The organism is Blautia sp. 1033sp1_1033st1_G9_1033SCRN_220408, assembly GCF_040929965.1.
In the GTDB taxonomy this organism is placed as follows: domain Bacteria; phylum Bacillota; class Clostridia; order Lachnospirales; family Lachnospiraceae; genus Blautia_A; species Blautia_A ammoniilytica.
Genome location: NZ_JBFKZO010000014.1, coordinates 67,141 through 92,600, shown reverse-complemented (window position 1 = coordinate 92,600; position 25,460 = coordinate 67,141). Strand labels below are relative to the sequence as shown.

Annotated in this window: 22 protein-coding genes and 4 tRNA genes; 21 read left to right on the top strand and 5 right to left on the bottom strand. The window is 39.7% G+C overall.

All coding sequences use genetic code 11. From position 1 onward, the window contains the following. Positions 1–231 precede the first annotated feature (231 nt). Positions 232–453, bottom strand: a complete 222-nt coding sequence (locus AB5916_RS11390; protein WP_368190904.1) for a helix-turn-helix domain-containing protein — start codon at positions 451–453, stop codon at positions 232–234. A gap of 168 nt (positions 454–621) precedes the next feature. Between AB5916_RS11390 and AB5916_RS11385 the strand changes: the two genes are divergently transcribed. Beyond that, positions 622–2,235: an Ig-like domain-containing protein gene (locus AB5916_RS11385; protein ID WP_368190902.1), complete on the top strand. Its 1,614-nt coding sequence runs from the start codon at positions 622–624 to the stop codon at positions 2,233–2,235. A gap of 164 nt (positions 2,236–2,399) precedes the next feature. Here the strand turns inward: AB5916_RS11385 and AB5916_RS11380 are convergent, their stop codons facing one another. After that, the gene (locus tag AB5916_RS11380) at positions 2,400–2,630 is read right to left on the bottom strand and encodes a hypothetical protein (RefSeq protein ID WP_368190900.1); all 231 of its coding nucleotides are present in this window, start codon (positions 2,628–2,630) and stop codon (positions 2,400–2,402) included. Positions 2,631–3,039: 409 nt separating this feature from the next. On the opposite strand from AB5916_RS11380, the gene AB5916_RS11375 reads away from it, so the two are divergent. Continuing rightward, positions 3,040–3,927, top strand: coding sequence for a YitT family protein (locus tag AB5916_RS11375; protein ID WP_368190899.1), 888 nt, complete (start codon positions 3,040–3,042; stop codon positions 3,925–3,927). Between the two features lie 62 nt (positions 3,928–3,989). Here AB5916_RS11375 and AB5916_RS11370 read toward each other — a convergent pair. Next, positions 3,990–4,060, bottom strand: a tRNA-Trp gene (locus tag AB5916_RS11370). 157 nt (positions 4,061–4,217) lie between these two features. After that, positions 4,218–4,303, bottom strand: a tRNA-Ser gene (locus tag AB5916_RS11365). Positions 4,304–4,624: 321 nt separating this feature from the next. On the opposite strand from AB5916_RS11365, the gene epsC reads away from it, so the two are divergent. From epsC to AB5916_RS11310, 11 genes are all read left to right on the top strand, one after another. Next, positions 4,625–5,545, top strand: coding sequence for a serine O-acetyltransferase EpsC (epsC, locus tag AB5916_RS11360; RefSeq protein ID WP_368190898.1), 921 nt, complete (start codon positions 4,625–4,627; stop codon positions 5,543–5,545). Positions 5,546–5,736: 191 nt separating this feature from the next. Further along, positions 5,737–7,416 carry a M3 family oligoendopeptidase gene (locus AB5916_RS11355; protein WP_368190895.1) on the top strand — a complete coding sequence of 560 codons (1,680 nt, stop codon included), beginning with the start codon at positions 5,737–5,739 and terminating at the stop codon, positions 7,414–7,416. A 22-nt stretch (positions 7,417–7,438) separates the two neighbouring features. Further along, a complete protein-coding gene (locus AB5916_RS11350; protein ID WP_368190894.1) occupies positions 7,439–8,008 on the top strand; it encodes a hypothetical protein in 570 nt (189 codons plus the stop codon). A 173-nt stretch (positions 8,009–8,181) separates the two neighbouring features. After that, positions 8,182–10,467 (top strand): ABC transporter substrate-binding protein, encoded by a 2,286-nt coding sequence (locus AB5916_RS11345; RefSeq protein WP_173726940.1) that lies wholly within the window; start codon positions 8,182–8,184, stop codon positions 10,465–10,467. 85 nt (positions 10,468–10,552) lie between these two features. Beyond that, positions 10,553–11,539 carry an ABC transporter permease gene (locus tag AB5916_RS11340; protein WP_368190892.1) on the top strand — a complete coding sequence of 329 codons (987 nt, stop codon included), beginning with the start codon at positions 10,553–10,555 and terminating at the stop codon, positions 11,537–11,539. A 10-nt stretch (positions 11,540–11,549) separates the two neighbouring features. Continuing rightward, positions 11,550–13,289 (top strand): ABC transporter permease, encoded by a 1,740-nt coding sequence (locus AB5916_RS11335; protein WP_368190889.1) that lies wholly within the window; start codon positions 11,550–11,552, stop codon positions 13,287–13,289. Positions 13,290–13,299: 10 nt separating this feature from the next. Continuing rightward, on the top strand, positions 13,300–14,496 hold the full coding sequence (locus AB5916_RS11330) for an ABC transporter ATP-binding protein (protein WP_173726938.1): 1,197 nt from the start codon (positions 13,300–13,302) through the stop codon (positions 14,494–14,496). Further along, the gene (locus AB5916_RS11325) at positions 14,489–15,475 is read left to right on the top strand and encodes an ABC transporter ATP-binding protein (RefSeq protein ID WP_158422664.1); all 987 of its coding nucleotides are present in this window, start codon (positions 14,489–14,491) and stop codon (positions 15,473–15,475) included. Before AB5916_RS11330 ends, AB5916_RS11325 begins: the two co-directional genes overlap by 8 nt. A gap of 110 nt (positions 15,476–15,585) precedes the next feature. Beyond that, the gene (locus tag AB5916_RS11320) at positions 15,586–15,846 is read left to right on the top strand and encodes a hypothetical protein (protein WP_368190887.1); all 261 of its coding nucleotides are present in this window, start codon (positions 15,586–15,588) and stop codon (positions 15,844–15,846) included. 115 nt (positions 15,847–15,961) lie between these two features. Beyond that, positions 15,962–16,032 (top strand) — tRNA-Gly (locus AB5916_RS11315). A gap of 3 nt (positions 16,033–16,035) precedes the next feature. After that, positions 16,036–16,108, top strand: a tRNA-Gly gene (locus AB5916_RS11310). 178 nt (positions 16,109–16,286) lie between these two features. Here AB5916_RS11310 and AB5916_RS11305 read toward each other — a convergent pair. After that, entirely contained in the window at positions 16,287–17,051 is a 765-nt protein-coding gene (locus AB5916_RS11305; protein WP_158422666.1) for an IclR family transcriptional regulator, read from the bottom strand. A gap of 348 nt (positions 17,052–17,399) precedes the next feature. Here AB5916_RS11305 and AB5916_RS11300 point away from each other — a divergent pair, with 348 nt between their 5' ends. From AB5916_RS11300 to AB5916_RS11265, 8 genes are all read left to right on the top strand, one after another. After that, positions 17,400–18,299 (top strand): dihydrodipicolinate synthase family protein, encoded by a 900-nt coding sequence (locus AB5916_RS11300; protein WP_368190884.1) that lies wholly within the window; start codon positions 17,400–17,402, stop codon positions 18,297–18,299. Between the two features lie 32 nt (positions 18,300–18,331). Beyond that, positions 18,332–19,648: a sugar ABC transporter substrate-binding protein gene (locus AB5916_RS11295; protein ID WP_158421288.1), complete on the top strand. Its 1,317-nt coding sequence runs from the start codon at positions 18,332–18,334 to the stop codon at positions 19,646–19,648. Positions 19,649–19,714: 66 nt separating this feature from the next. Continuing rightward, on the top strand, positions 19,715–20,602 hold the full coding sequence (locus AB5916_RS11290; RefSeq protein WP_158421289.1) for a carbohydrate ABC transporter permease: 888 nt from the start codon (positions 19,715–19,717) through the stop codon (positions 20,600–20,602). A gap of 4 nt (positions 20,603–20,606) precedes the next feature. Next, positions 20,607–21,449 carry a carbohydrate ABC transporter permease gene (locus AB5916_RS11285; RefSeq protein ID WP_158421290.1) on the top strand — a complete coding sequence of 281 codons (843 nt, stop codon included), beginning with the start codon at positions 20,607–20,609 and terminating at the stop codon, positions 21,447–21,449. 2 nt (positions 21,450–21,451) lie between these two features. Then, a complete protein-coding gene (locus AB5916_RS11280) occupies positions 21,452–22,411 on the top strand; it encodes a Gfo/Idh/MocA family protein (protein ID WP_368190881.1) in 960 nt (319 codons plus the stop codon). After that, a complete protein-coding gene (locus AB5916_RS11275; RefSeq protein WP_158421292.1) occupies positions 22,411–23,586 on the top strand; it encodes a mandelate racemase/muconate lactonizing enzyme family protein in 1,176 nt (391 codons plus the stop codon). The genes AB5916_RS11280 and AB5916_RS11275 overlap by 1 nt, the downstream gene beginning before the upstream one ends. Before the next feature lie 14 nt (positions 23,587–23,600). Next, a complete protein-coding gene (locus AB5916_RS11270) occupies positions 23,601–24,329 on the top strand; it encodes an N-acyl homoserine lactonase family protein (protein ID WP_368190880.1) in 729 nt (242 codons plus the stop codon). Between the two features lie 4 nt (positions 24,330–24,333). Continuing rightward, the gene (locus AB5916_RS11265) at positions 24,334–25,242 is read left to right on the top strand and encodes a dihydrodipicolinate synthase family protein (RefSeq protein WP_173726930.1); all 909 of its coding nucleotides are present in this window, start codon (positions 24,334–24,336) and stop codon (positions 25,240–25,242) included. The last annotated feature ends 218 nt before the right edge of the window (positions 25,243–25,460 follow it).

Sequence of the window (25,460 nt, the reverse complement as noted above, 5' to 3'; positions counted from 1 at the left end):
TTTTACGGCATTTACAGCAAATGTAAAACGAATAGTAAGATTAGAAGAGCTGGCTATGGAGTAAGCCATAGCTTTTTTGTGCTTTTTCTAAAAAAAAATTGAAAAAATATAAAAGAAAAACTTCCACTTAAGAAAAAATGGAAGTTTTTCAGTGCCCTTCAAAAGCAGGGCTTTGTCTACAGTCTGAGAGCGGTCATTAAGACCGCTCTAATATTTTTTTAAAATTAATTTTTAATCTGTTATATTGTAATCAAATTTCACTAAATCATTTATACTGCAATTAAGAATATAAGCGAGTTTTGCAAGAGTTTCCACTGTAATTATCTTTCCTTGTCGAATATTATACAATGTTTTATGGGGAATCCCATATTCGGCTAATTTATAACCAGATATCTGCTTTTCATTTAATTTTGTCAGCAATGGTGTATAGTCTATCTGAACATTAACGTGCATTCTCTCGCTCTAATATCTCCGTCTATTTTCTTAATTCTATTTACAATTTTAGGTCACAAGAATGTACTTGACTAGGAGATAATTATCGCATAAAATAAGTTATAAGAATGCATACCTCATCATTGAGGATTGCGAAATTTATTCACACTACAGAAAAGGGGGATTGCTATGTTAAAGAAAAAAATTGTGAAAGGAATGTTAAGCCTTGCAACAGCTATCATGCTTGTTGGTTCCGATCCTGTTATTCCTATGATGGAATCAGTTGGAGTTGTACAGGAAGTCGAGGCAGCTTCAAGGAAGCTCAGCAGTACTAAGGTATCGGTTATGACCGGTGAGAAGCACACAATCACTTTGAAAGGTGTAAGTGCTAAGAAGAAAAAGAGTGTTAAGTGGAACTCCAACAGTAAGAATCTGGTGGTATCCTATAGCAAGAAAGATACTCGGAATGCTACTTTCTACGCTAGGAAAGCTGGAACTTATAAGGTGACTGCTACTTATGGTAAGAAAACTTATGTAGCTGTTGTAAAGGCTTCCAAGAAAGGTATGAACGTAACAAGTCGCACCTTAGACAAAGGTCAGAAATACACTTTGAAATTTAAAGGTGTGAAGGGTAAGGCTAAGTGGTCATCTTCCAAGAAGTCTGTTGTTACTGTTAAGTCTGCTAAGAATGGTAAGAGTGCTGTGATTACAGCTAAGAAACCAGGAAGTGCTACTATTACTGCTATAGTAGGAAAGAAGAAACTGGTATGTGTTGTAAAGGTTAAGGGTACGGCAGCTGTTGTAACACCTAAGCCGAATCCTACGACTGCTCCGAAGCCAACAGAGGCTCCGAAGCCAACTGAGAGTCCAAAACCTACGGAAACTCCTAAGCCAACGGAATCACCAAAACCAACTGAGGCTCCGAAGCCAACTGAGAAGCCTGAACCTACTCCTACAGAACCAGCTAAACCTGTAGTTGAGGCTACTGGTATTAAATTATCTGATACCGATATTACTCTCACTAGCAAGGGTGCTACTAAGAAATTAGTTGCTACTGTAGAACCTGCTAATGCTACTGATAAGGAGGTTGTTTGGGAATCTCTTGACCCTGTATATGTGACTGTAAGCTCTGATGGTACTGTAACGGCTGTAAAGAAAGGGTATGCTATTATTGCTTGTTACTTAAAGTCTAATAGAGAAGTTTATGCTTATTGTAATGTAGATGTAGATTATGATAATAGTGGTGAAGAAAAGGTACTGGCTGAGTCAATCAGTCTTAGTAAGGACTATATTAAGATTACAGATGAACTAGGTTATGAACTGGGATATACTATTAGTCCAGCTAACTCTGATGAAAGGGTAGTAGAGTGGGTAAGTTCTAATCCGGATGTTGCGGATATGGTTGAAGGTGGTCTTAAAGGTTTTTCTAATGGTACTGCTGTGATTACCTGTTATGTGGTTGGGCATGAATCTATTAAGGCATCATGTACGGTAGAGGTAGACATTACACCTATGTTAGATTTCCCATCTGAAATTAAATTAAATACTTCAAGTGTTACTTTAGATAAGATTGGTGATACTTATAGTTTAGTCCCGACTTTATATCCTACTAATGCTATTATTTACAATAAATCTGTTTCTTGGTCATCTTCGGATAGTAGTGTGGTTAGTGTAGATAATGGAACCGTTAAGGCTCTTAAGGAGGGGACGGCTGTGATTACCTGTAGTTCTAGTGGGAACTCCTCTGTTTCTGCTAGTTGTATGGTAACGGTTAAGGGTACTGGTGCGAACACAGCGAATTGATCGTATAAGTTGAAAACGATTTTTGAAGCACCTACGAGTGAATAATGAAATGATAAGTTTAATGAAAAGCGGTGTTTATTTCACCGCTTTTCGTTTCAGATGATAGCGAATTATGTAAAGTCTTTTTGAGAGAGAGGTGCTAGGGATTTCTTAAACCTTAAATTTTAATTTTTTGCATTCCCTATAACTTCCAGCATCAAAAGCAATCCTTTCTTAAAACCTGCACTGAACGCTTCTTTTTGAGCTACAGTTGCGTAATCGAATATCAAGTCAGTTAAGTTGTCAGCAGAAGTCTTTTCCAATTCCATTTCCACTTTTTTCCATGCCAGAATTATTTCAGGTGTATCATTAATTGTATTATTCCAGTGTTCAAAGAGTTCTTCTAACTGTGTCATGGTTGCGTCCTCCTAATTATAAACAATCATTTTTGTATCATGTTATATTAGGCACAACGCTGATGCTCCTTTCTTATTAGAATAATGATCTAGTCAAAATCTAGTCAAATCTAGTCAATTTCGCAAGTGAAAAATCCTTTATTTTCGCCGTTTTCTGGCATTTCGGATGGTGTTCGATTCTCTCATCCCCTGTTTTTTTAATTGTCGGAAGCATTGATTTTACTTTGCTTTCGACTTTTTTTATTTATGAAAATAATAGCACACTGTACAGGTCATCCGTACTTGACTTGGGCGATAATTATCACTTAATATACCTTTATAAAAACACACCATTTCATATGCAATAAACCAAGATTTATAAGGGGAATCGTAAGAAACTATATAGGCAGAAAATGAAAGGAGATTATGTATGACTTTGAAACAAGCACTTGGAAAGATGAAATGGAAGAATTTTTTCTTCCTTACGGTTGCAGGTATGGTGAATGCCTTTGGTGTCACGATGTTTATCGCTCCAGTAGATTTGTACGATAGTGGAATTTCAGGAACTTCAATTTTGCTGTCACAATTGACACCAGAGTGGTTGTCACTGTCTCTATTTTTGCTTGTATTGAACATTCCCCTGTTCCTGTATGGATTAAAAAAGCAGGGTGTTACTTTTACTATTTATGCAATCTATACGGTAGCAGTGTATTCTTTTGGAGCATGGCTGATTACTGATGTGCTGCCGGTGGATGTAAGCATTGTATCACCACTTGCCGGGTCAGATCTTCTTCTTTGTGCCATTTTCGGTGGACTAATTTCTGGTATCGGAAGTGGCATGGCAATTCGATTTGGAGGCGCCATGGATGGCATCGAGGTTCTTGCTGTCATCTTTGCAAAAAGACTGGGAATCACGGTTGGTACGTTTGTGATGGCGTATAATCTGGTGTTATATATCGTTTGCGGATTTGTTCTTCATAGTTGGATCCTTCCATTGTATTCGATCGTAGCGTACGGAGCGGCACTGAAGACAGTGGACTTTATTGTGGAAGGTTTGGATCGTTCAAAAGCTGCTACGATTGTAACAGTACACCCGAATGAGGTCTGTGCAGCTCTTTCAGAAGCCTTTGAATGTGGTATGACCATTACCGAAGCAAAAGGATATTATTCCGACTCTCCCAAAACGGTGGTGTATATTGTGGTAAACCGTTTTCAGGTTGGAAAGATGAAAGAACTGGTTCATGAAAATGACCGTTCTGCTTACATATCGATTGCAGAGATTGCGGATGTGTATGGGGCAAATACAGACAAGGTTTGAAACTGAATAACAAAAATAAAGAAGTCTGAGTGCCCTGAAAAAACACTCAGACTTCTTAAGAACAGGGGATGAGAGAATCGAACTCCCACCAAAGGTTTTGGAGACCCCTATCATACCATTTGACCAATCCCCTATAATGTTGTAATTATTGCTTATGTTGGGATTATACATGCAAAACCTGAAATTGTCAAGCAATACCAAGATAGCAATAACTGTAATTACAGGATAGAACAAACTTCATTATAAAATTGCATTATAAAACCAGTACAAGCAGACAAATGTAATAGTAACGGAGAGTGTGGGATTCGAACCCACGTGCCCTTGCGGACAACCGCATTTCGAGTGCGGCGCGTTACGACCACTTCGCTAACTCTCCATATGAAAACAGCAAACAATGAAAACAGCATACAATCTGAAAGGATAACGTATAACAACACACATCCCTAAAGACTTCTCTGCATTTTTGAAGATTACATCAGAATCATGGATCAACGCTGCTTTTGCTGTGACCGTTCTTTATTATATCCGTATTCAGGAAAAAGGTCAATTCCTTTTTCTTGAATGATGTGTTTATGTGTTTTGGCTATATTTTTATTTTTTATAGGGTTTATATGGGCGACTGGGGATTGACGAAAAGGGGTGTATTGTAATATGATAAAGAATAACTTATTTAGAAACATCCCTTGAGGAGGCTGAAATGAACGACAAAAAGACATCCATTCTAAGTGCGGTAGAACATCTTACCAAGAATTACCATGATGAAGAGCTATTTTTGCCAAGAAGCAAAAAAGAGCTTCCTGACAGATCCGCAGTAGTTGATATAGTGAGAGAATTAAAAACTGTGATCTTTCCAGGATATTTCGGGAATGATTCGGCAGCAGCTATGTTTCCGGAACATTATCTTGGGCACGTGATGAATGATCTGTACGATCGTCTGGAAAGACAGATCAAGATCGCTTATTTATATATGGGCGAAGAGCAGGCAGATGAGAGAGCAGCAGAAGTGACCGGCAGCTTTTTCATAGAGCTTCCGCATATTCAGAAGATGCTCTTGAAGGATGTTCAGGCTGGATTTGACGGGGATCCTGCAGCCAAGAGCAGAGAGGAGATTATTTTCTCCTATCCAGGCTTTCTGGCTATCTATGTGTATCGGCTGGCACACATCCTGTATACAAGTGAAGTACCCTTTATTCCAAGGATTATGACAGAGTATGCCCATAGCAGCACTGGGATTGATATCAATCCAGGTGCGACTATAGGAGAATACTTCTTTATTGACCATGGAACAGGTGTAGTAATCGGAGAGACCACTACTATCGGCAATAATGTAAAATTATATCAAGGTGTAACTCTGGGTGCCTTATCCACCAGAATGGGGCAGCAGCTCGCAAATGTTAAGAGACATCCCACCATTGGGGACAATGTGACCATATATTCCAATTCCACCGTATTAGGTGGTGAGACTGTGATCGGTGAGAATACCATCATTGGAGGAAATACATTTATTACGGAGTCTATTCCTGCCAATACTAAGGTAAGTGCCAAGAGTCCTGAGCTTGTGATCAAGAAGCCCAGAAGTCAGATGACAGCTACCAATGTATGGGACTGGGAGAACTGATTGCGTTGTTTTTGATGATCTTAAGATTAGGAGCCTGTTGTATGTAGTACAGGCTCCTGTTTTTTTTGCACCTTTCGTGTAAATTATTAACTATAAAAAGGAAAATAATAACCATAAATCCAGATGGCATTATGGTATTATAAAAAGAATCCTATGCCCATGGGCTGGAAAAGACAAAGGAGATGTGAAATATGAGATTTTCTGAGATTCCTTATGAAAGACCGGACATTCCGGCTGTGGTAGAAGAAGGCAGGAAACTGATCGAGAAGGCTGCCCATGCAGCCAGTGGGGAAGAACAGTTTGCCATTCATCAGGAAATATGGAAAAAGCTGTACCATGTAATGACTATGTACACGATTGCCCAGATACGAAGAGACGGGGATGTAACAAACGCATTTTACGAAGAAGAAAAAGAGTATTATGACCAGAAAATGCCAGAGGTCGAAGCACTGACGGATGAGTACAATAAGGTGCTTTTCAAAACTCCTTTCAGAGCCTATATGGAAGAAAAGCTGGGAGCAGTAGCATTTCGCTCTATGGAGCTTGCGATGAAAGCTTTTGATGAGAAACTGATCCCGTTAATGCAGGAGGAAAATGTTCTGGCGACCAGGTACAGTAAGCTGATCGCTTCTGCATCTGTGGACTGGGAAGGAGAAGAACTGAATCTTTCCCTGCTTCAGAAATATATGAAAGCCAGTGACAGGGACACCAGAAAGAAGGCCTGGGATAAATTCTCTGCATTTTTTGAAGGAAAACAGGATGAGATCGATGAGATCTATGATCTTATGGTGAAAAATCGTACTGCTCAGGCAAGGCTTCTTGGCTTTGAGAATTATATTGATATGGGATATTGCAGGATGAACCGCAATTCTTATACAAAAGAGGACATTGCCAGTCTGCGTGAGCAGATCAAGAAGACTTTTGTACCTTTTGCATCCCAAATGCATGAAAGGCGCAGGGAACGTCTTGGAGTGGACAGCCTGACTTACTATGATGCAGGTGTTTATTTCAAGCAGGGAGACCCGGCACCAACAGGTACACCACAGGAGATCCTGGAGAGTGGCAGGAAAATGTATTCTGAGATGTCAGAGGAGACCAGAGACTTTTTCAATATGATGATGGACTGGGAGCTGTTTGACGTATTTGGACGGAAGAATAAGGCTACCGGTGGATATATGACAGAGATTTCCGATTACGGAGTACCGTTCATTTTTGCTAATTTTAATGGTACAAGCGGAGATGTGGATGTGATCACTCACGAATGCGGGCATGCATTTCAGTATTATGTATCAGCAAAGGATCCTATCCCGGAGCACAATCGGTATCTGACCATGGAAACAGCAGAGATCCATTCCATGTCTATGGAATTTTTTGCTGAACCATGGATCGAACTGTTTTTTGGTGAAAAAGGGAATGATTACAGGCAGATGCATCTGGAGGATGCCATTGCCTTTGTACCATACGGAACCATGGTAGATGAATTCCAACATATTGTTTATGGCAATCCGGATATGACTCCAAAAGAACGCCGGGATGCGTGGAAGCAGTTGGAGAAAGAATACTGGCCACACCTTGACATTACAGGCTGCGGTTTTATGGAAAAAGGTGCATACTGGCAGAGGCAGCATCATATTTTTGAATTGCCCTTTTATTATATTGATTATGTTCTGGCACAGCTTTGTGCTTTCCAGTTTAAGATCAAAATGGACAAGGATCATGGAGCTGCATGGGCAGATTACATGAAGCTTTGCAAGATGTCTGCAAGCCGTTTCTATCCGGAACTGCTGAAAGAAGCCAGGCTTAACGTACCGTTTGAACAGGGATGTATTTCAAAAATCGTAGAAGAGATCCGGAAAAAGCTTGACCTGTGATAAAGGAGACAGACATACATTCATGAAGAAATACAGAAATGATTATCGGAAAAAAGGAAACCGTTATGAGTATACCGGACAGTGGTACAGAACCAGGCTTTCAGAACAGGACCTGAGAAAAACAGTTTTGTCTTCTATGATCCTGGGCATCCTGGCGCTGGGCTTTTATATTGGCGGTATGTGCCTGAATAATGACGGCAGCCGGGTTGCCTGGGTTCTTCTGCCGTTTGTATTCCAGCTTTTACCAGTTGCTTATGTAATTGCCGGCAGCGGTGCTTTATATCTGCGGATCCGCCAAAATGGAGAGAATACTTCTGCATTGGTAGAGATCCCGCAGGCACATAAAAAGGATCTAAGCAGGGCAGATTATGAAAAACAGGTAAAAAGACCCTGGCGGTGCAGTCTGGGAATCCTGATCCTTGGCTGTGGAAGCTTTGTGTCTGACCTGATCTTCATTTTCCTGGATCCGAAGCAGCGTGCAGTATCTGCTGAATATTTATTTGCAGCAGATTCTTTTGCACTTATTCTGTTTGGGATCATTCTCACTGTCAATAACAGGAAAATAAAAGGCAGTTTTGAAAAGCTTTCCTAAGAATCCAGAATCAGGTAATCATGGTAATAATTGATGGATAAAAACAGAAAAGTTGCTATTTGCTAATCAAGAAAAACATGTTACAATGAATTTACTTCAAAACGTAACAAAAAATACCAGCGTACATGTTCAATATTGGTAAATAGTTACAAATAACAAAAGGAGGATTAAGGATGAGGAAAAAAAGGTTAATGGCTCTGTTGCTATCAGGAGTTATGGCCGCAACAATGTTCAGTGTTCCTGTATTTGCAGAAGAAGCTGACACAGAAACAGCTACAGAAGGAAAGGACACAGGTTCTGACACACCTCTCGTTGTTGGACAGACGAATTTCTCTGAGAAGTTCAGCGGATTTTTCTGTGAGGCAGTGCCGGATCAGCAGATTGCAGATATTGTTGGTGCATATCTGTTTGACACAGACAGAAGCGGTGCAGTGATCTACAATGGTATTGAGGGTGAGACCCATGAATACAATGGTACAGACTACACCTATACAGGCCTGTCCGATGTTACTGTTACACAGAATGAGGATACTACTGTTTATAATTTTAAACTGAGAGATGATGTTACCTTTTCAGATGGTGAGCCACTTACAGCGGATGACCTGATCTTTACTCTGTATGTATTTGCAGATACTGATTATGATGGTGGTGCTACCCTTTATTCTACCAATATTAAAGGACTGAAGAATTACCGTCTGAACTCTACAGTAGCAGATTCCATTACGGATGAGGATGTAGAGAATGTATTAAACGATATGCCGGATGAGCTGGCTGAGAAGGTAAAATCAGACCTGATCATGCCTCTGCTTTCCTCTGAATACGACTGGGCTGAAAGTGACTGGGAGTCTTATAAAGAGGATTATCAGGTGAACAGTGCAGCTGAGTTCTTTGTAATGCTTTACGCAAAGGACCAGGATTACTCCGCAGATGATAAGGACCGAGATACCATCCTTAACGATATTGCAGATCAGTACGGCACAGATTACAAGGCACTTGCTGCTGCATATGGAGATGAAGCATACTTTGATGAGGATATTACCAATCTTGCTACAGAATATCTGGTAGAGCAGAAGACTGCTGCAGGAGAAGGCGAAGAAGTTACTAATATCGAAGGTATCAAGAAGATCAATGATTATGAAGTTGAGGTAACAACAGACGGATTTTCTGCAACAACCCTGTACAACCTGGGTGTGATCGTAGAGCCGCTGCATTACTATGGAGATACTTCTCTTTATGATTATGACAATAACAAGTTTGGTTTCACAAAGGGAGATCTTTCTTCCATCCGCGAGAAAGGAAATACTCCTCTTGGCGCAGGTCCGTACAAGTTTGTGAAATACGAGAATAAGACAGTTTACCTTGAGGCAAATGAAAGCTATTACAAAGGCGCTCCTAAGATCAAGAATCTTCAGTGGCGTGAAACATCAGAGGCAGACAAGATCGCAGGTGTTCAGCAGGGTACCATCGACCTTTCTGATCCGTCAGGAAGCAAGTCAGCTTTTGAGCAGATCGAGAGCATTAATGGTAATGGCAGCCTGAATGGTGACAAGATCATGACCAATACTACAGACAATCTGGGATATGGATACATCGGTCTTAATGCTGCTACCATTAACGTAGGAAATGAGCCTGGTTCTGATGCTTCTAAGAACCTTAGAAAAGCAATCACAACCATTCTTTCCGTATATCGAGACGTATCCATTGATTCCTACTACGGAGATGCTGCATCTGTGATCAATTATCCGATCTCCAATACTTCCTGGGCAGCACCTCAGAAGTCCGATGCAGATTATCAGGTGGCATATTCTGTGGATGTTGAAGGCAATCCGATCTACACAGACGAGATGACAGATGATGAGAAATTTGACGCAGCACTTCAGGCATCCCTTGGATACTTTGAGGCAGCAGGTTACACAGTAGAAGATGGCAAGCTGACAGCAGCTCCGGAAGGAGCAAAGCTTACTTATGAGATGACTATTGGTGCATCCGGCTCCGGTGATCACCCAAGCTTTGCAATCCTTACAGATGCAAAACAGGCTCTTGAGAAGATTGGATTTACTCTTGAGATCAATGACGTAACAGATGCAAATATTATGTGGGATAAATTAAATGCAGGTACTGCTGAAATGTGGGCAGCTGCATGGCAGGCAACCGTTGATCCAGATATGTATCAGATCTATCATAGTGACAGTGTAAAGAGTAACTATTATCACATTAATGATGCTACCCTGGATCAGGATATTATTGATGCCCGTTCTTCTGCTGATCAGGAATACAGAAAGTCTGTTTACAAACAGTGTCTGGATATTATCCTTGACTGGGCAGTAGAGGTTCCGATATATCAGAGACAGAACTGCATTATCTACAGCCCTGAGCGTCTTAATGCAGATACCTTTACAAAGGATGTAAGTACATTCTATTACTGGTATAAAGATATTGAGACAATGGAAATGAATTAAGGTTTTGCAGCATTTGGGAAGGGGGCGCAGATGCCCCCCTTTCTTTGCAGACGTGCTTTAATGACAATCAGAAAGGACAGTTTTAATGAAGAAATTTGTAGTACGGCGTGTACTTCTTGGAGCGCTGATCTTGTTCTTCGTTTCCCTTATCATTTATTCTATAGAGAGAAGCCTTCCTACTTCCTATGTAGAAGGCCGTGCCAGAGATATGTCCATGAAACAGGGGGCAAAGCCTTATGATGAGCTTGTGGCAGAATTAAATGCTTCTTACGGTTTGGACAAGCCTGTGCTGGAAGGATATTTCAGCTGGCTTTCAAAGGCTGTAAAAGGGGAATTTGGAGAATCCTGGATCTTCCATCAGCCGGTAACACAGAAATTTTCCAAGGTAATCTGGTATTCCTTTGCTCTGGGACTGGCAGCATTTCTATTGGAGATTCTTATCGCCATCCCATTGGGAATATTGTCAGCTACCAAACAGTACAGCAGGGTGGACTATGCAGTGACCGTTTTTGCTCTGATCGGTATTTCGTTACCTTCATTCTTTTTTGCTACCATCCTGAAATATATCTTTTCCATTAATCTTAAATGGGTAGACCTGTACGGAATTGTAAGCCGTATGCATGAATCCTACGGATCTGTTGGGAAAATTCTGGATATGGCAAAGCATATGATTCTTCCTGTGGTTACACTGACCATTGTAAGCGTAGGATCTTTGATGCGTTATACAAGAACCAATATGCTGGAAGTACTGAACGCGGATTATATCCGTACAGCAAGGGCAAAAGGTGTTCCGGAGAAAAAGGTAATCTATCATCATGCATTCCGTAATACTCTGATCCCGATTATTACAATTTTGGGAAGTACACTTCCAAGCCTGTTCGCAGGTGCTATGATCACAGAAACACTATTCCAGATCCCGGGGATCGGATATACTTCTTATCAGGCACTGACCCAGGGAGACATTCCGTTTACTATGTTTTATATGGTATTTCTGGCATTCCTGACACTGACAGGAAATCTGATTGCAGATATTCTCTATGCAGTGGCGGATCCAAGAGTAAGAATAAATTAGGAGGAAAAACATGAGCAAAGATTCTGAAAAAAAGATTGATCAGCATGTCAGTACCTCCCAGGCGTTGGATGATGAACAGCGTGTGAAAGTTCTTTCACCGGGAATGCTGGTAATGAAACGATTTTTCCGTAATAAGCTGGCTATGGCAGGACTTGTGATCCTGATCGCCATGTTTTTGTTTTCGTTTGTAGGTGGTGTAGTCAGTCCGTATGGAGAAAGTCAGGTTTTCCGTAAGACGGAATATGTATGGAAGGATTATGCAGGCGCTACAGACAACGATGCTTATATCTTTACTGTAAAAGAAGGGATGAATTTTCCTGCTGCTGCCCAGCAGAAATTTATTCTTGCGGTAAATCAGGAGCAGGAGTCCTTTGCCACAAATGATGCAGAGTATGGACTGGAGAAAAAAGGAGATGTTTATTACCAGATCACATCTGCTGAGCCTGTGGCTACAGTACTGACACTGAAAGGAAAATCATCCTATAAAGAAGCTGGCAGCACACCTGTTACAGATGAGATCAAGGAAGGATATACGGAGGCTTTGGAGGCTGGCGAAGATAGCTTTGAAGTGGATGGAGTGACTTATTCCATTACAAAAGCCGGACGTCAGGATATGATTTCTGTTTCCGGTGTGATCGGCATAGCCACAAAGAAGGTTTTTAATGCTGTATCTCAGGAGGATGCACCAGGATTTGGTTTTCAGGAGGCAGCACTTGGTGCAATTGCAGAGGATAAGTCTTCTTTTGAATATGAGGATACAAAGTATGAAATGCAGTCTCTGAAAGGACAGGCAGTGGAGATCCTGAAGGAAGGACAGGTATATGCAACCATATCTTCCCTTCTTGTTTCCCCTCAGACTGCCGGCAGTTTCCTTTCACTTCCTTTTAAAGAAGCAGTTGAAGAGGCTATCCTTGAGAAAGCCGATACCTTTACAGCAATAAATGAAAAGGGAGAGGAAGAGAAATATCAGCTTCAGAGAAAGAATACACAGTATGTGGTTCGCAGTCAGAAAAAGACTACAGTTAATGATACATTCCGCTCCCCGGACAGTAAACACTGGGCCGGTACAGACGGAAACGGTATGGACATGCTTACAAGGCTGATGTATGGAGGACGTATTTCACTCCTGATCGGGTTTGTGGTAGTCATTATTGAAGTAGTGCTGGGTGTGATTATTGGTGGTATTTCAGGTTATTTCGGAGGCTGGGTGGATACCATACTGATGCGTCTGGTAGATGTAGTAATTTGTATTCCGGCAATGCCTTTATATATTATCATTGGATCTGTAATGGATTATTACAAGATTGATCCGCGTATCCGTATTTATGCACTTTGTGCAATACTGGGTGTGATCGGATGGCCATCTATTGCGAGAATCGTCCGTGGCCAGATCCTGTCTCTTCGTGAGCAGGAATTTATGGTTGCAACAGAGGCTACAGGTATTCGGATTTCCAGACGTATTTTCAGACATCTGATCCCCAATGTTATCCCACAGCTTATCGTATTTGCAACCATGGGGCTTGGAGATGTTATCCTTATGGAGGCTACCTTAAGCTTCCTTGGAATTGGTGTTAAATTCCCCTACGCATCCTGGGGAAATATTGTAAATGCGGTCAATGACGTTTATGTACTTACAAACTTCCCGTTTGTGTGGATTCCTGCCGGATGTCTGATCTTGCTTACAGTTCTTGGATTTAACTTTGTAGGCGATGGACTTCGGGATGCATTTGACCCCAAGATGAAACGGTAGGTGAGAGAGTATGGCATTATTTAAAAAGAAAAACGCAAATTATATCTCAGCTAAAGAAACAAAAAGGATTTCCAGGGAAAATCGGAAGATCACAGATGAGATGGAAAAGAAACGGAACCGGAAGAATATTCCGGAGTCAGAATATCTGTCCCAGATGAAGAACCCGGAGAATGTAGTAGAATTTGATGATGTGCACACCTATTTCTTTACAGATATAGGGACTGTGAAGGCTGTAGACGGAGTCAGCTTTGATGTACCGCAGGGAAAGACGGTGGGGATCGTAGGTGAGTCCGGCTGTGGAAAGTCTGTTACCAGCCTTTCCCTGATGCAGCTGGTGCAGCGTCCTCAGGGCCAGACCGTGCAAGGTGAGATCAGGTTTAATACAGGGGATAAGGTTTACAATATTGTGAACACACCTACCAGCGTGATGCAGAAGCTGCGAGGCAATGAGATGGCAATGATCTTTCAGGAGCCTATGACTGCACTGAATCCTGTTTTTCGTATTGGAGAGCAGGTGGACGAGATTACTATGCTTCACAATCCGGAAATGCCAAAAGCCCAGGTAAAAGAAAGAACACTGGAAATGCTGAAATTGGTTGGGATCGCAAACTGTGAGGGCGTCTATAAAATGTACCCACATGAACTTTCAGGTGGTATGCGCCAGCGTGTGTGCATTGCTATAGGGCTTGCATGTAATCCAAGACTGATTATTGCGGATGAGCCCACCACAGCCCTGGATGTGACTATACAGGCGCAGATCCTTGACCTTATGAGAAACCTAAAGGACAAGATCAATTCATCAATTATGCTGATCACACATGATCTGGGCGTGATCGCTGAAATGGCAGATTACGTGGTGATCATGTACGCCGGAAGAGTAGTGGAAAAAGGAACTGCAAGGGAGATCTTCAATACACCTTCTCATCCTTATACCATTGGCCTTATGCGTTCCAAGCCTGTGGTAGGTAAGAAAGTGGATAAGCTGTACAGTATCCCTGGCAAGGTGCCTAATCCGATCAACATGCCGGATTACTGTTATTTCCGCGACAGATGTGAGCTGCGGTGTGAAAAATGCCAGGGCTCTTATCCGGGAGTGATCCGCCTCAGTCCTACTCATGAAGTAAGCTGCTATCGCTACCAGGACCGCCCGGAGGAAGGCTGGCTGGTAAAAGAACATCCTGGAGAGGAGGGAAAGATCAATGAGTGAGAAAACAGAAAAACAGGATTATATTCTGCAGGTATCCCATTTGAAGAAATATTTCCCTATCAAAGGCGGGATGTTTGGAAAGCAGATAGGTGCTGTAAAAGCAGTAGATGATGTTTCCTTCAACATAAAAAGAGGAACCACCATGGGATTGGTAGGAGAATCCGGCTGTGGAAAATCCACCACAGGAAGGACTCTGCTCCGGCTTATCCCCAAAACAGATGGAACCGTACTTTTCAATGGAAAAGATATATACAGCATGGATCATAAAGAACTGCGGGATCTTCGTACAAAAATGCAGATCATTTTCCAGGATCCCTACTCATCATTGTCTCCCAGACTTCCGGTAGGAGAGATCATTGGAGAGGCAGTCAGGGAGCATAAGCTGGTTCCAAAGGAAGAATATGATGAATATTTAAATAAAATCATGGATGATTGTGGGTTACAGACATACCACAAGGACAGATATCCCCATGAATTTTCCGGTGGGCAGAGACAGCGTATCTGTATAGCAAGAGCACTGGCTCTGAATCCTGAATTTGTTGTATGTGATGAGCCTGTATCGGCTCTGGACGTGTCTGTTCAGGCCCAGATCATCAATCTGTTAAAAGAACTTCAGGAAAAAAGAAACCTTACGTATTTGTTCATTTCACACGATCTGTCTGTGGTTGAGCATATTTCAGATACCATTGGCGTTATGTATCTGGGAGGACTGGTGGAAACCGGAAGTACAGAGGATATTTTTGCAAAGCCGCTTCATCCTTATACTGAAGCACTGTTTTCCGCAATCCCAATGCCGGATCCGGATCTGCAAAGAAATCGGATCATTCTTGAAGGAAATATCCCTTCACCGGCTAATCCACCGTCAGGATGTAAATTCCATACCAGATGCAGGAAATGTATGGAGATCTGTAAGACTAAGATACCAGAAGCAAAGGATATGGGGAATGGACATATGGTTCGCTGTCATCTTTACGATTAAAGATACCGGCAATGGATCTATGCTGTGTGTCAGAGAAGATTCTGGCATGCAGCTGGCTTCATGGCCATGGCGTATGCTTATGTTATGCATATGGGATCAGGAGGCAGAAGATGGGAAAAAGACAAAAAGAGGAGTTGCCGGATTATACAGTAGCTAACATGGATGTGGATGGGATGCCCTGGAATACAGGCAGGAAGAAGTTTTCTGTACAGGATCAGGAATTAGATACAGAGGAAAAAGAGCCTTTGACAAAAGCAGAAACAAAGGCTGTGATCTGGCTGTCACTAAAGGCCGGACTTGTAATAGGCGGTGTGTTTATAGGTGCTGCAGCCCTGTTCCTTCTGTTCTGCGTTTACGTCTGGTTAAGGTGAATTTTTTGACTTGTATAAAAAAATGAAAAAATTCAAAAATAGTGTTGACAAATGAATGATTATCGGGTATACTAATCATCGTTGCAGCGGTAAACAAAAGCACATAACAAAGTGTGCGGGTGTAGTTCAATGGTAGAACACCAGCCTTCCAAGCTGGATACGTGGGTTCGATTCCCATCACCCGCTTATGCGATAGTGGCGTAGTTGGTAACGCGCGACCTTGCCAAGGTCGAGACCGCGGGTTCGAGCCCCGTCTATCGCTTTTTTAATTCAAAGATGATTAATAAATGGTTGTAAAAAGAGCATGGAGAGATTCTGATGAGTTTCTCCGTGCTCTTTTTGTTTATGCTATTTCTTTTTTATTAGGATGCCAGGATACATTTCAGTTCAAAATCATCAAGATAAAATACGAAAATTTTTGCAGGGTATTATTCGGTTTTTTACATGTCTAATGTGAGTAATGCTGCTTCTAATTGCCTTTTTGCGTCAAAGAGAACCTGCTTAAATGTATCTGCGTTTAGGGTATTTTGGTAAATGGGAAAAGATACAGAAAGGGCAGCGATTACATTTCCAATACGATTGCAGATAGGAACGGCAATACAGCGTACATATGGTGAAGATTCCTCCGCCTCATAGGCTATATGTGTTTTTCGTACTTCTTCTATTTGTTTCTCCAATTCATCTAAAGAAGTAATAGTGTGTTCGGTTATAGCTTCTAATTTATAATTTCTATATAACTCATCTAATTCTGCTTTAGAAAGTCCTGATAAAAGAGCTTTTCCAATAGCTGTAGCATGAGCGGGAATACGCTTACCTGTATGTGATACAATGCGAAGCGGCTGATTACTGTCGAATTTATAAAGGTAAATGGTGTCATGACCGTTCAGAATTCCAAAATGTGTTGTTTGATTACAACGTATAGATACATTTTCGACAATATCTTTAGCTACAGAATAAAAAGGATTTGTAGAAAGATAGGCATTGCCGACTTCGAAACACTGTAAACCAATTCGATATTCATTATAGTTTTCTTTTTTTTGCAAAAAATTCATGTTACACATGGTCTGTACCAGGTTATGGACAGAGCTTTTGGGTAAATCAGTAATGGTACAGATTTCTTTAAATGATACACCCTTTGGTTGTTTTGATATATATTTCATGATTTCTAAAGCACATTGTAAAAGTCGATGATTTTTTTGCTCCATACTGAAAATCCTCCCTATAATTAATTGAAATAGTATAAATGAAAACTGTTCATATATACAATATATAATATATAAAACTGGGAAAAAATTCAAGTAGGTGATTTATTTTAAAGGGAATGAAACAACATTTCGAATGTGAGGTGTGAAATATCTGTTCATATATATAATATGTAGTGTTTTTTATAAATAAAAGCAAACTTGAATATATGTGAAATATAGACAAAATAAATGTAAAAAAAATGGTGAAAATAAGAATATTGACAGTTTAACTTTATTATGATAATATTTATATAAACATAATCCGGATATGTAAATAACGTTCATATATAAGAACAGTTAGGAGGGTAAATGGAACGGGGAATATATGGAGTTACACTGACTACTTTTGACAGTGATGGGCAGTTAAATATGGAAGCACTATATCAAGAACTTATTTATTGCAGAGATACGAGTGTGAAAGGTCTTCTTATGTGTGGCTCAACGGGAGAATTTATTTATATGAACGCTGAGCAACAGAAGCAAGTTCTTGCAGCAGGTATGGAGGTGGCTGGAAAAAATAAGATTTTAATTGGAGGAGCAAGTGCACCTACGGAAGAAAGTGTGCTGAATCTTTTAAAGTATATGGATAAAATCGGATATCAATATGCACTTATATGTCCTCCGTATTATTTTCCTCAGACGCCGGAAAATGTATTGGATTTTTATAGAACCATATCTAAAAAAGCTCCACCAAGAATAAAAATTCTTATGTATAATATTCCGTTTTGTGCGCCTGAAATTCCCTTGCAATATATGGAAGAGCTTCTTGCTATTCCAAATATTATCGGGTTGAAAGATAGTAGTGGTAATTTTTTGTATTTATCAAAGGTGATGGGGGTGGTAAAAGACAAAAGACCAGATTTTCATGTCTTTACAGGACAAGATGCATGTTTTTTGCCAGCGCTTACTCTTGGAGTATCGGGATGCATATCGGCACTTAGTTGGATGTTTGATAAAGAAGAAAATGAACTGTTGGAATCATACCATCAAAGAAATTTGGAAAGGGCATCAGAGATTCAAATGAATATTATACAGCTTGTAAGGCATTTGGATGGGATTTCATTTCCGGAAAACTACCGTATTTTATCAAAGGTTATAGGTGTGGATTCAGGTGAAATACAGCGTCATTTTTATAATTTAAACGATGTATTTTGTTATCAGTGGATTGAGCAGATGACAATTTTGGTGCAGAAGTTGAGGATGAGCTAAAGAAAAGTATAATAGAACAGGAGGGTTTGGTAATGAAAAAAAGGTTTGTAAGTATGTTTCTCTGTGCAGCACTATCTATAGGAATGTTTGGTGCCATGAGTTATGAAGCTAAAGCAGAGGAAACGGTAGAAATTCAGTTTCTGCATACAGCGTGGGTTCCTGCACAGCTTGAAATTTTGGAACGTGCAATTGCAGATTTTGAAGAAAAAAATCCGGGTATTAAAATTATAGAAACACGGAGTAGCTGGACAGATGCACCATCTCAGATTATGACTTCTATTGTAAGTGGAGATGCACCAGATTTGATTATGTGCAATACATCTATGCTTGCAGAATACAGAGGAATTGGAGCGATAGCAGATTTAAGTACATTGGTACCGGAAGAACTTATAAATAGCTTTCTTCCAAGTGCAAAAGCAATGATTACAGCGGAAGATGGAAAAATTGATGGACTGCCGCAAGAAGGATGTAACTGGGCATTGTTCTATAGAAAAGATCTTTTTGAAGAAGCAGGACTTGATCCAAATAAGCCTCCAAAAACATATGATGAATTTCTGGAATATGCAAAAGCTTTGACAAAAGATACAGATGGAGATGGGGTAATAGATCAGTATGGATATGCTTGGCCGGTACAGGCAGAGAATGCTTCCGATTATTGGGTACAGTTTATGCAAATGTGCGGAGCAGATATCTCAACATATGACGAGGGAAAATGGGAATCAAGGCTTTCTGATGAAACAGCGATAAAAGGAACCCAATTGATGGTTGATCTTGTACAGACACATAAAGTAACTCCTGATAGTGTTGTTGATTATGACTGGGAGGCAGTAACAAATGCTTTTGTATCAGGAGAAGTTGCAATGATGCAGAACGGAGCATGGGTGACGGGATCTGTTGCAGAAAAGGGACCAGATTTGGATGGTAAATGGGGAACCGCCGTTATGTTTGATGGTCCGGACAATACTGTATACAGAGGTTATCCTAATACATTCAATATTTTGGAAGCTTCAGAGCATAAAGAAGAAGCATGGAAGTTTTTAGATTATTTTTATAATACACCAAGTGATATAGAGGGATTAACTATAGCTGGAGCTTTTTGCAATGCTGCAGGAGGTATGTTGTATTCTGAAGACTTTATACAGTATGCAAAGGAAAACTATGATGAAAAACTTCAGCCGTTCTTAGATGAAGTAGATTACTGTATGATACCACCGCTTGATCCTTCATGGCAATCCCTTACCAGTATGTATGGCAATTCTACAGTGCAGCAGATGCTGATGGGAAGTGTTTCAGTTGACGAGGGGATTCATATGCTTGATGAAAAGTTAAAGGAATTTCACGGAGAGTGATGGTCATAATTGAAGCGAGAGTGCTGAAAAAGCACTCTCGGATTCAATTTGCGAGGGAGACATTGGATGAAAAAAAGAATAAAAACAAAAATTAAGACAACAGCAACACCTTATTTATTTCTTTTTCCATGTGCTGCTTTGATTTTGGTTATTTTAATTTATCCTGTTTTGTCAGGAATTATTAACAGCTTTTATAATGAAAGTCTGATTCGTCCTGTACAACCAGAATTTGTAGCACTGGATAATTATAAATCATTATTAACGGATTCTATGTTCTTGGATGCATTAAGACGTTCTGTTTTATGGACACTTGTTATTCTTGTATTTGAATTGTTTTTTGGCCTATTGTTTGCGGTACTCTTAAACAAAGATATTTATTGCAAGAAATTATTTCGATGTTTGGTTTTGATTCCATGGATTATTCCAAATGCCATAGCAGGTATTATATGGAAATGGTTTTTGAATGAATCTTTTGGAATGATGAATTATATTTTGAAAAGTATAGGGATTATTTCACATAATCTTTCGTGGCTATCTGATGAGAAATTGGCTGCTGTATCAGTTGTTATGGTCATTATATGGAAGAGCATTCCTTTTGTTGCGATTACATTACTTGCTGGAATTCAGGCAATACCTGGTGATTTGTATGAAGCGGCAAAAGTAGACGGCGCAAGAGGAAGTCAGTGTTTTCGTTTTGTTACGATTCCTATGTTAAAAAGCATCATGTTGATTACATCAATTCTTACATCCATATGGAATTTTAATCAGTTGGAAATTATACAAGTTGTAACAAAGGGAGGACCAGGAGAAGCTACGTTATCTCTTCCTGTATATATATACCGTTTGTTCATGCAAACATTCCAAACAAGCTATGCTTCGGCAGCAGCCGTTATCATGATGCTTGTGCTGATTGTTCCATGTATTGTGTATGTGAAGAAATTATTGAAGGAGTGAGTAAATGACACGGGCACAAAAGAAACAATATAGTAAAATAGGATATACTTTTGTAATTTTGATTTTAACAGTTGTTTTGATTTTGCCATTTTTATGGATGGTTTCTACTTCTTTTAAAGAAGCAGATGAAATTTTTCAGGAGATACCAAAGTGGTTGCCATCAGAATTTAGTTTTAAAAATTACGGAGAAATATGGAATAGGGGATATTTTAAAACATATTTTGTAAACTCGCTCATAGTTTCTTTTGCAACTATGGGGGTATCGCTTGTAGTTGCCATGTTCGCAGGATATGGGATATCCCGTTTTCGTTTCCACGGCAGATTCTTTTTTTCTGCATTGTTGATTGTAGTGCAGATGTTTCCTTCTATGCTTCTTTTAATTCCAATGTATATGATTATGAGCAAATTGGGACTCTTAAATACGCATTTGTCTATGATTATAGCATATACAACTTTTGCAATGCCGTTTTGTGCATGGATGATAAAGGGATATTTTGATACGATTCCAGTATCGCTTGAAGAAGCTGCGAGAATTGACGGGTGTAGTCGTTTGAGAATACTGTTTGGGATTATTGTGCCTTTGGCTGCTCCGGGAATAGTGACAGTTGCCATGTTTGCATTTATTCTTTCATGGCAGGAATATATGTATGCGCTTACGTTTGCCAGAACTGAAGGTATGAGAACAATTACCGTAGGAATAGCTCTTATGCAAGGACAACATGGCAGCGTGAATTGGGGACAGATAATGGCCGGATCAGTATTGGCATGTTTACCAGGATTATTGTTATTTACATATCTAGAAAAATATCTGGTGCAGGGATTTACTATGGGGGCAGTTAAGGAGTGAAAATGAAGAATAAAATTAAAATAGGTCTGATAGGATGCGGAAGAGTAGCGGAAAATCATATTTTGGCGATAAAAGAGTGTGAATGGGCAGAAATTGCAGCCGTTTCAGGGGGAAGACATGCTCAAGAACTTGGAGAAAGAATAGGAGTTCCTGTTTTGTCAGGAGATGAAATCTGTGAATCCTCTCTTGTAGATGCTTTGTGTATTCTTACACCTCCGGAGTTTCATTATATATATGCGATGAAAGGTATTGAAGCGGGAAAACATGTTTTGGTAGAAAAACCTGTGAGTTTTTCTGATAGAGAAATAGAAGAGATGTCCATAGCAGCCAAGAAAAATAAAGTGGTTTGTATGCCTGGACATAGTTATATCTATTTGCCAGAACTAATACGGATGAAACGTGCTCTTGAAGGAAAAAGACTGGGAGTTCCTGCATACGTTTATTTATCAGAGATGTATTATATGCCGAAAGAATTGGCGGTAAAGTATACAGGACCAGAAACAGATGTCCTTTGTCATCAATTGTATCTCTGTTTGGCATTTTTAGGTATGCCAATGCGGACAACAGCATTTCGTACATGTATAGAGGGAAAGGAAAATGAGACAGATGGTGCTCAGGTTTCGGTAATGTTGGAATATGCTCAGGGTACGATTGTACAAATTTTTGTAACATGGGCGGCCGAGGATTGTTCATCAGAACCGTGGACATTTAAAATCAAAATTATAGGAAATAAAGGATGTATGAGTTTTTCCAGAAGAGATTTTATGGAGAAAACGGATGTTGAATATGAACAAAGTTTGTACCAGGAAATGTTTAATGAAGAGATGAAATGGTTTGTTGAGAAATGTATTCTAGAGGAAAAACAACCGATTTCCACAATGGAGGATGCGAAAAAGGTTTGCTTACTTCATAAAGCAATTGTAAAAGCAATTAACGAAAAAGTAGTTGTGGAGGGACTGTAATGAAGATAACGGATGTGGAAACAATTTTATTATGCTACAGATATGAACAGGATGAAAAGTGGAAGTGGTCAGGGGGTGCTACACTCCAAAGAAATTGTGTGTTAGTACGTATTACCGTGGATGATAAATATACTGGTCTTGGAGAAATTGGTGAGTCAGCGTATCTTCCGAGAGCAATAGAAACGATGATAAATACACGATTTAAAAAGATGATTCTGGGAGAAGATCCATTTAATATTGAAAAAATATGGAGAAAACTCTATGTTCAGTCTGCACATTATGGAAGGCGAGGAGTAATTGCAACAATCATTAGCGGCATTGATATTGCTTTATATGATGTTATAGGAAAAATACTTCAAAGACCTGTTTATGATTTGATTGGTGGAAAATATAGAACAAAATTCAAGGCATATGCTAGTGGGGGAATGGCAAAATCTGTTGATTCTCTGGCTGAAGAAGCTCTTGGATATATTTCAAAAGGATATTTTGGATTTAAGGTTAGAATTGGAAATGAAGATCCAGAGGAAGATATTGAATTAATTCAGGAATTGAGAAAAAGAGTAGGACCTAAACCAGCGCTTCTTGTAGATGCAGGTCAATGTTATACGAACTTTCCTTGGACTTATGATACAGCATATCGTGTATGTAAAAAACTAGAAAATTGTGACCTTTTTTGGCTGGAAGAGCCACTTCATCCCGATGATGTAGAAGGATTTAAACGTCTAACTGCGAATACAAGCATTCCCATTGTTGCAGGTGAAAATGAATTTACAAGGTATGGTTTTGCACCTTTGATCACAGGACATGCTGTGGATATGATACAGCCAGATGTGACGCGCTCAGGAGGAATATCTGAGTGTAAGAGAATTGCTGCAATCGCATCAGCACATCATATGAGAATGGCACCGCATATTTTTGGAAGCGGGGTAGGATTTATGGCGAACATGCATTTTATGGCATCTGAACCAGAAGCCTTTATCATGGAACATGACCAGACTTTAAATCCTCTTAGAGAGGAACTTCTGATAAAGCCTATTTTATATAAAAATGGGTATGTGGAGCTAATACAGGATTTACCTGGACTGGGAGTAGAACTGAAAGAAGAAACAATAAAGAAATATGCATATAATGATATTGATGCGGTGAATAAAGGAGAATTTGTCCCATTGTATTAAATAAGGAGAGAACTGTGGAAAAGGAAAAGCAGATTTGGAAAATAACTCCTGTTTTGACTGGAAGTTTTGGAATGGTCAGAGACGATATTAAGTATAGAAATGGAAAACCAGAAAACCAGGGGTATGTGCCCTCTGTAATGTTTCTTTTAGAAACTTGTGGACATTTAGTGGTAGTAGATACAGGCTTTGGAGATCCATCGGTATGTGCAGAAAAACTTCAGTTAAGTGTAAAACGTAGTCAATCCTTGGAAGATATTTTTAATGAAGCATCTGTGAAACCGAAAGAAGTAGAGGCAGTTATTTTTACGCATCTTCATTGGGATCATGCTGGAAATGCTGAATGTTTTACAAATGCCCAATACTATTGTCATGAAAAGGAATGGAATCGAGCGGAAAATCATCCGGAGGAATATCCGGAGGAGTGGTTTTCCTGGCTGAAAAAGAACAGGGACAGAGTGCATTTAATTCAAGGGGAAAGTGCACAGGAAATAATTCCGGGAATCTATATACAATATATAGGTGGGCATACATATGGCTCTCAGATGGTGATTGTTAATATGGAAGAAGGATATGGCGTTATTACTGGTGATGTAGTAATGACAGAAAAGAACTTACAGGAGGAAATACCGGTGGGTTTATGCGTAAACGGTAAAGAATGTGAAACTGTATTTGAAAAAATCAGGGCATGGAAGCCTGTGATGATATATCCTTCCCATGATTTTAAAATTTTTGACAGGAGGTAGTTTAATGGGAAAACTAAAAGGTGTTATTCCGGTCATACCAACTCCTTTTACTGATGATGGTAAATATGTAGATTATGGCAATTTTGAAGATATAGTAGACATAGCAATAAGGGATGGAGCGCATGCAATCTGTCTATTTGCTGCTGGTGCAGAATTTTATAAGCTAACAATGGATGAAAGAAAAGAACTGTTCCAGAGAGCCATTCAGGCAAATAGAGGAAGGGTTCCGATTATTGCAACTGTAAGTAGTCATGCTACTGTTTTAGCAATAAGAGAAGCTACTTACTATGAGAAAAAGGGAGCGGCAGCATTGAATATTATGCCACCTAGTTATGCATCACCAACATCGGGAATGTTAGTAAACCATTTAAGAGAAATATCAGAAAATGTAAAAATTCCAATTATTATTCAGTACGCACCTGCTTTAAATGGAATGGCGATTTCGCTTCAGACATTTGAGGAAATCAGTGAACATCATTCTGGAGAGTTGTATATTAAGCTGGAAGCATCTCCTACAGGACCAGCGATTACCGCATTAAGAACAGCAACGAATAACAAATATGATATCATAGTAGGTAATGGAGGTGAATGCATGTATGAAGCACTACTTCGTGGCGCCTGTGCTGTAATGCCGGGAGCGGCATTAATTCGCCCATATCGTATGATTTATGATGCATTTGAAAATGGAGAGAAAGAAAAAGCTTTTGAGCTTTTTAATAAATATTTGCCCCACATTCACTTTATGCAAAGAGATATAGAATCCTTTGTTGCTCTTGAAAAAATCATTTTAAAGCGGAGAGGGATTATGAAAAATGCTGTATGTCGGCAACCGGGAAATTATCCGGACAAACAGACATTGTCACTTTTGGAGCAACACTTGGAATATGTATACAGAGAATTTCCTACGATATAAGAAGTGTTACATAATAAAAACATGCATGATTGAAATAGCTTGAAGAGTTCGTGTATTTATAAATATAATAAACTTGTTCGCTCTAGAAAAGAATCTTTAAAGAATAAGTGGATTATGTAAATACTATTTACCTACAGGTTTGTTTCACATACAATTCATGACAGAGGATCTTCTTTTGGTTGGTTTGTTTATATTTGGCAAGATGCAATACCAATCTT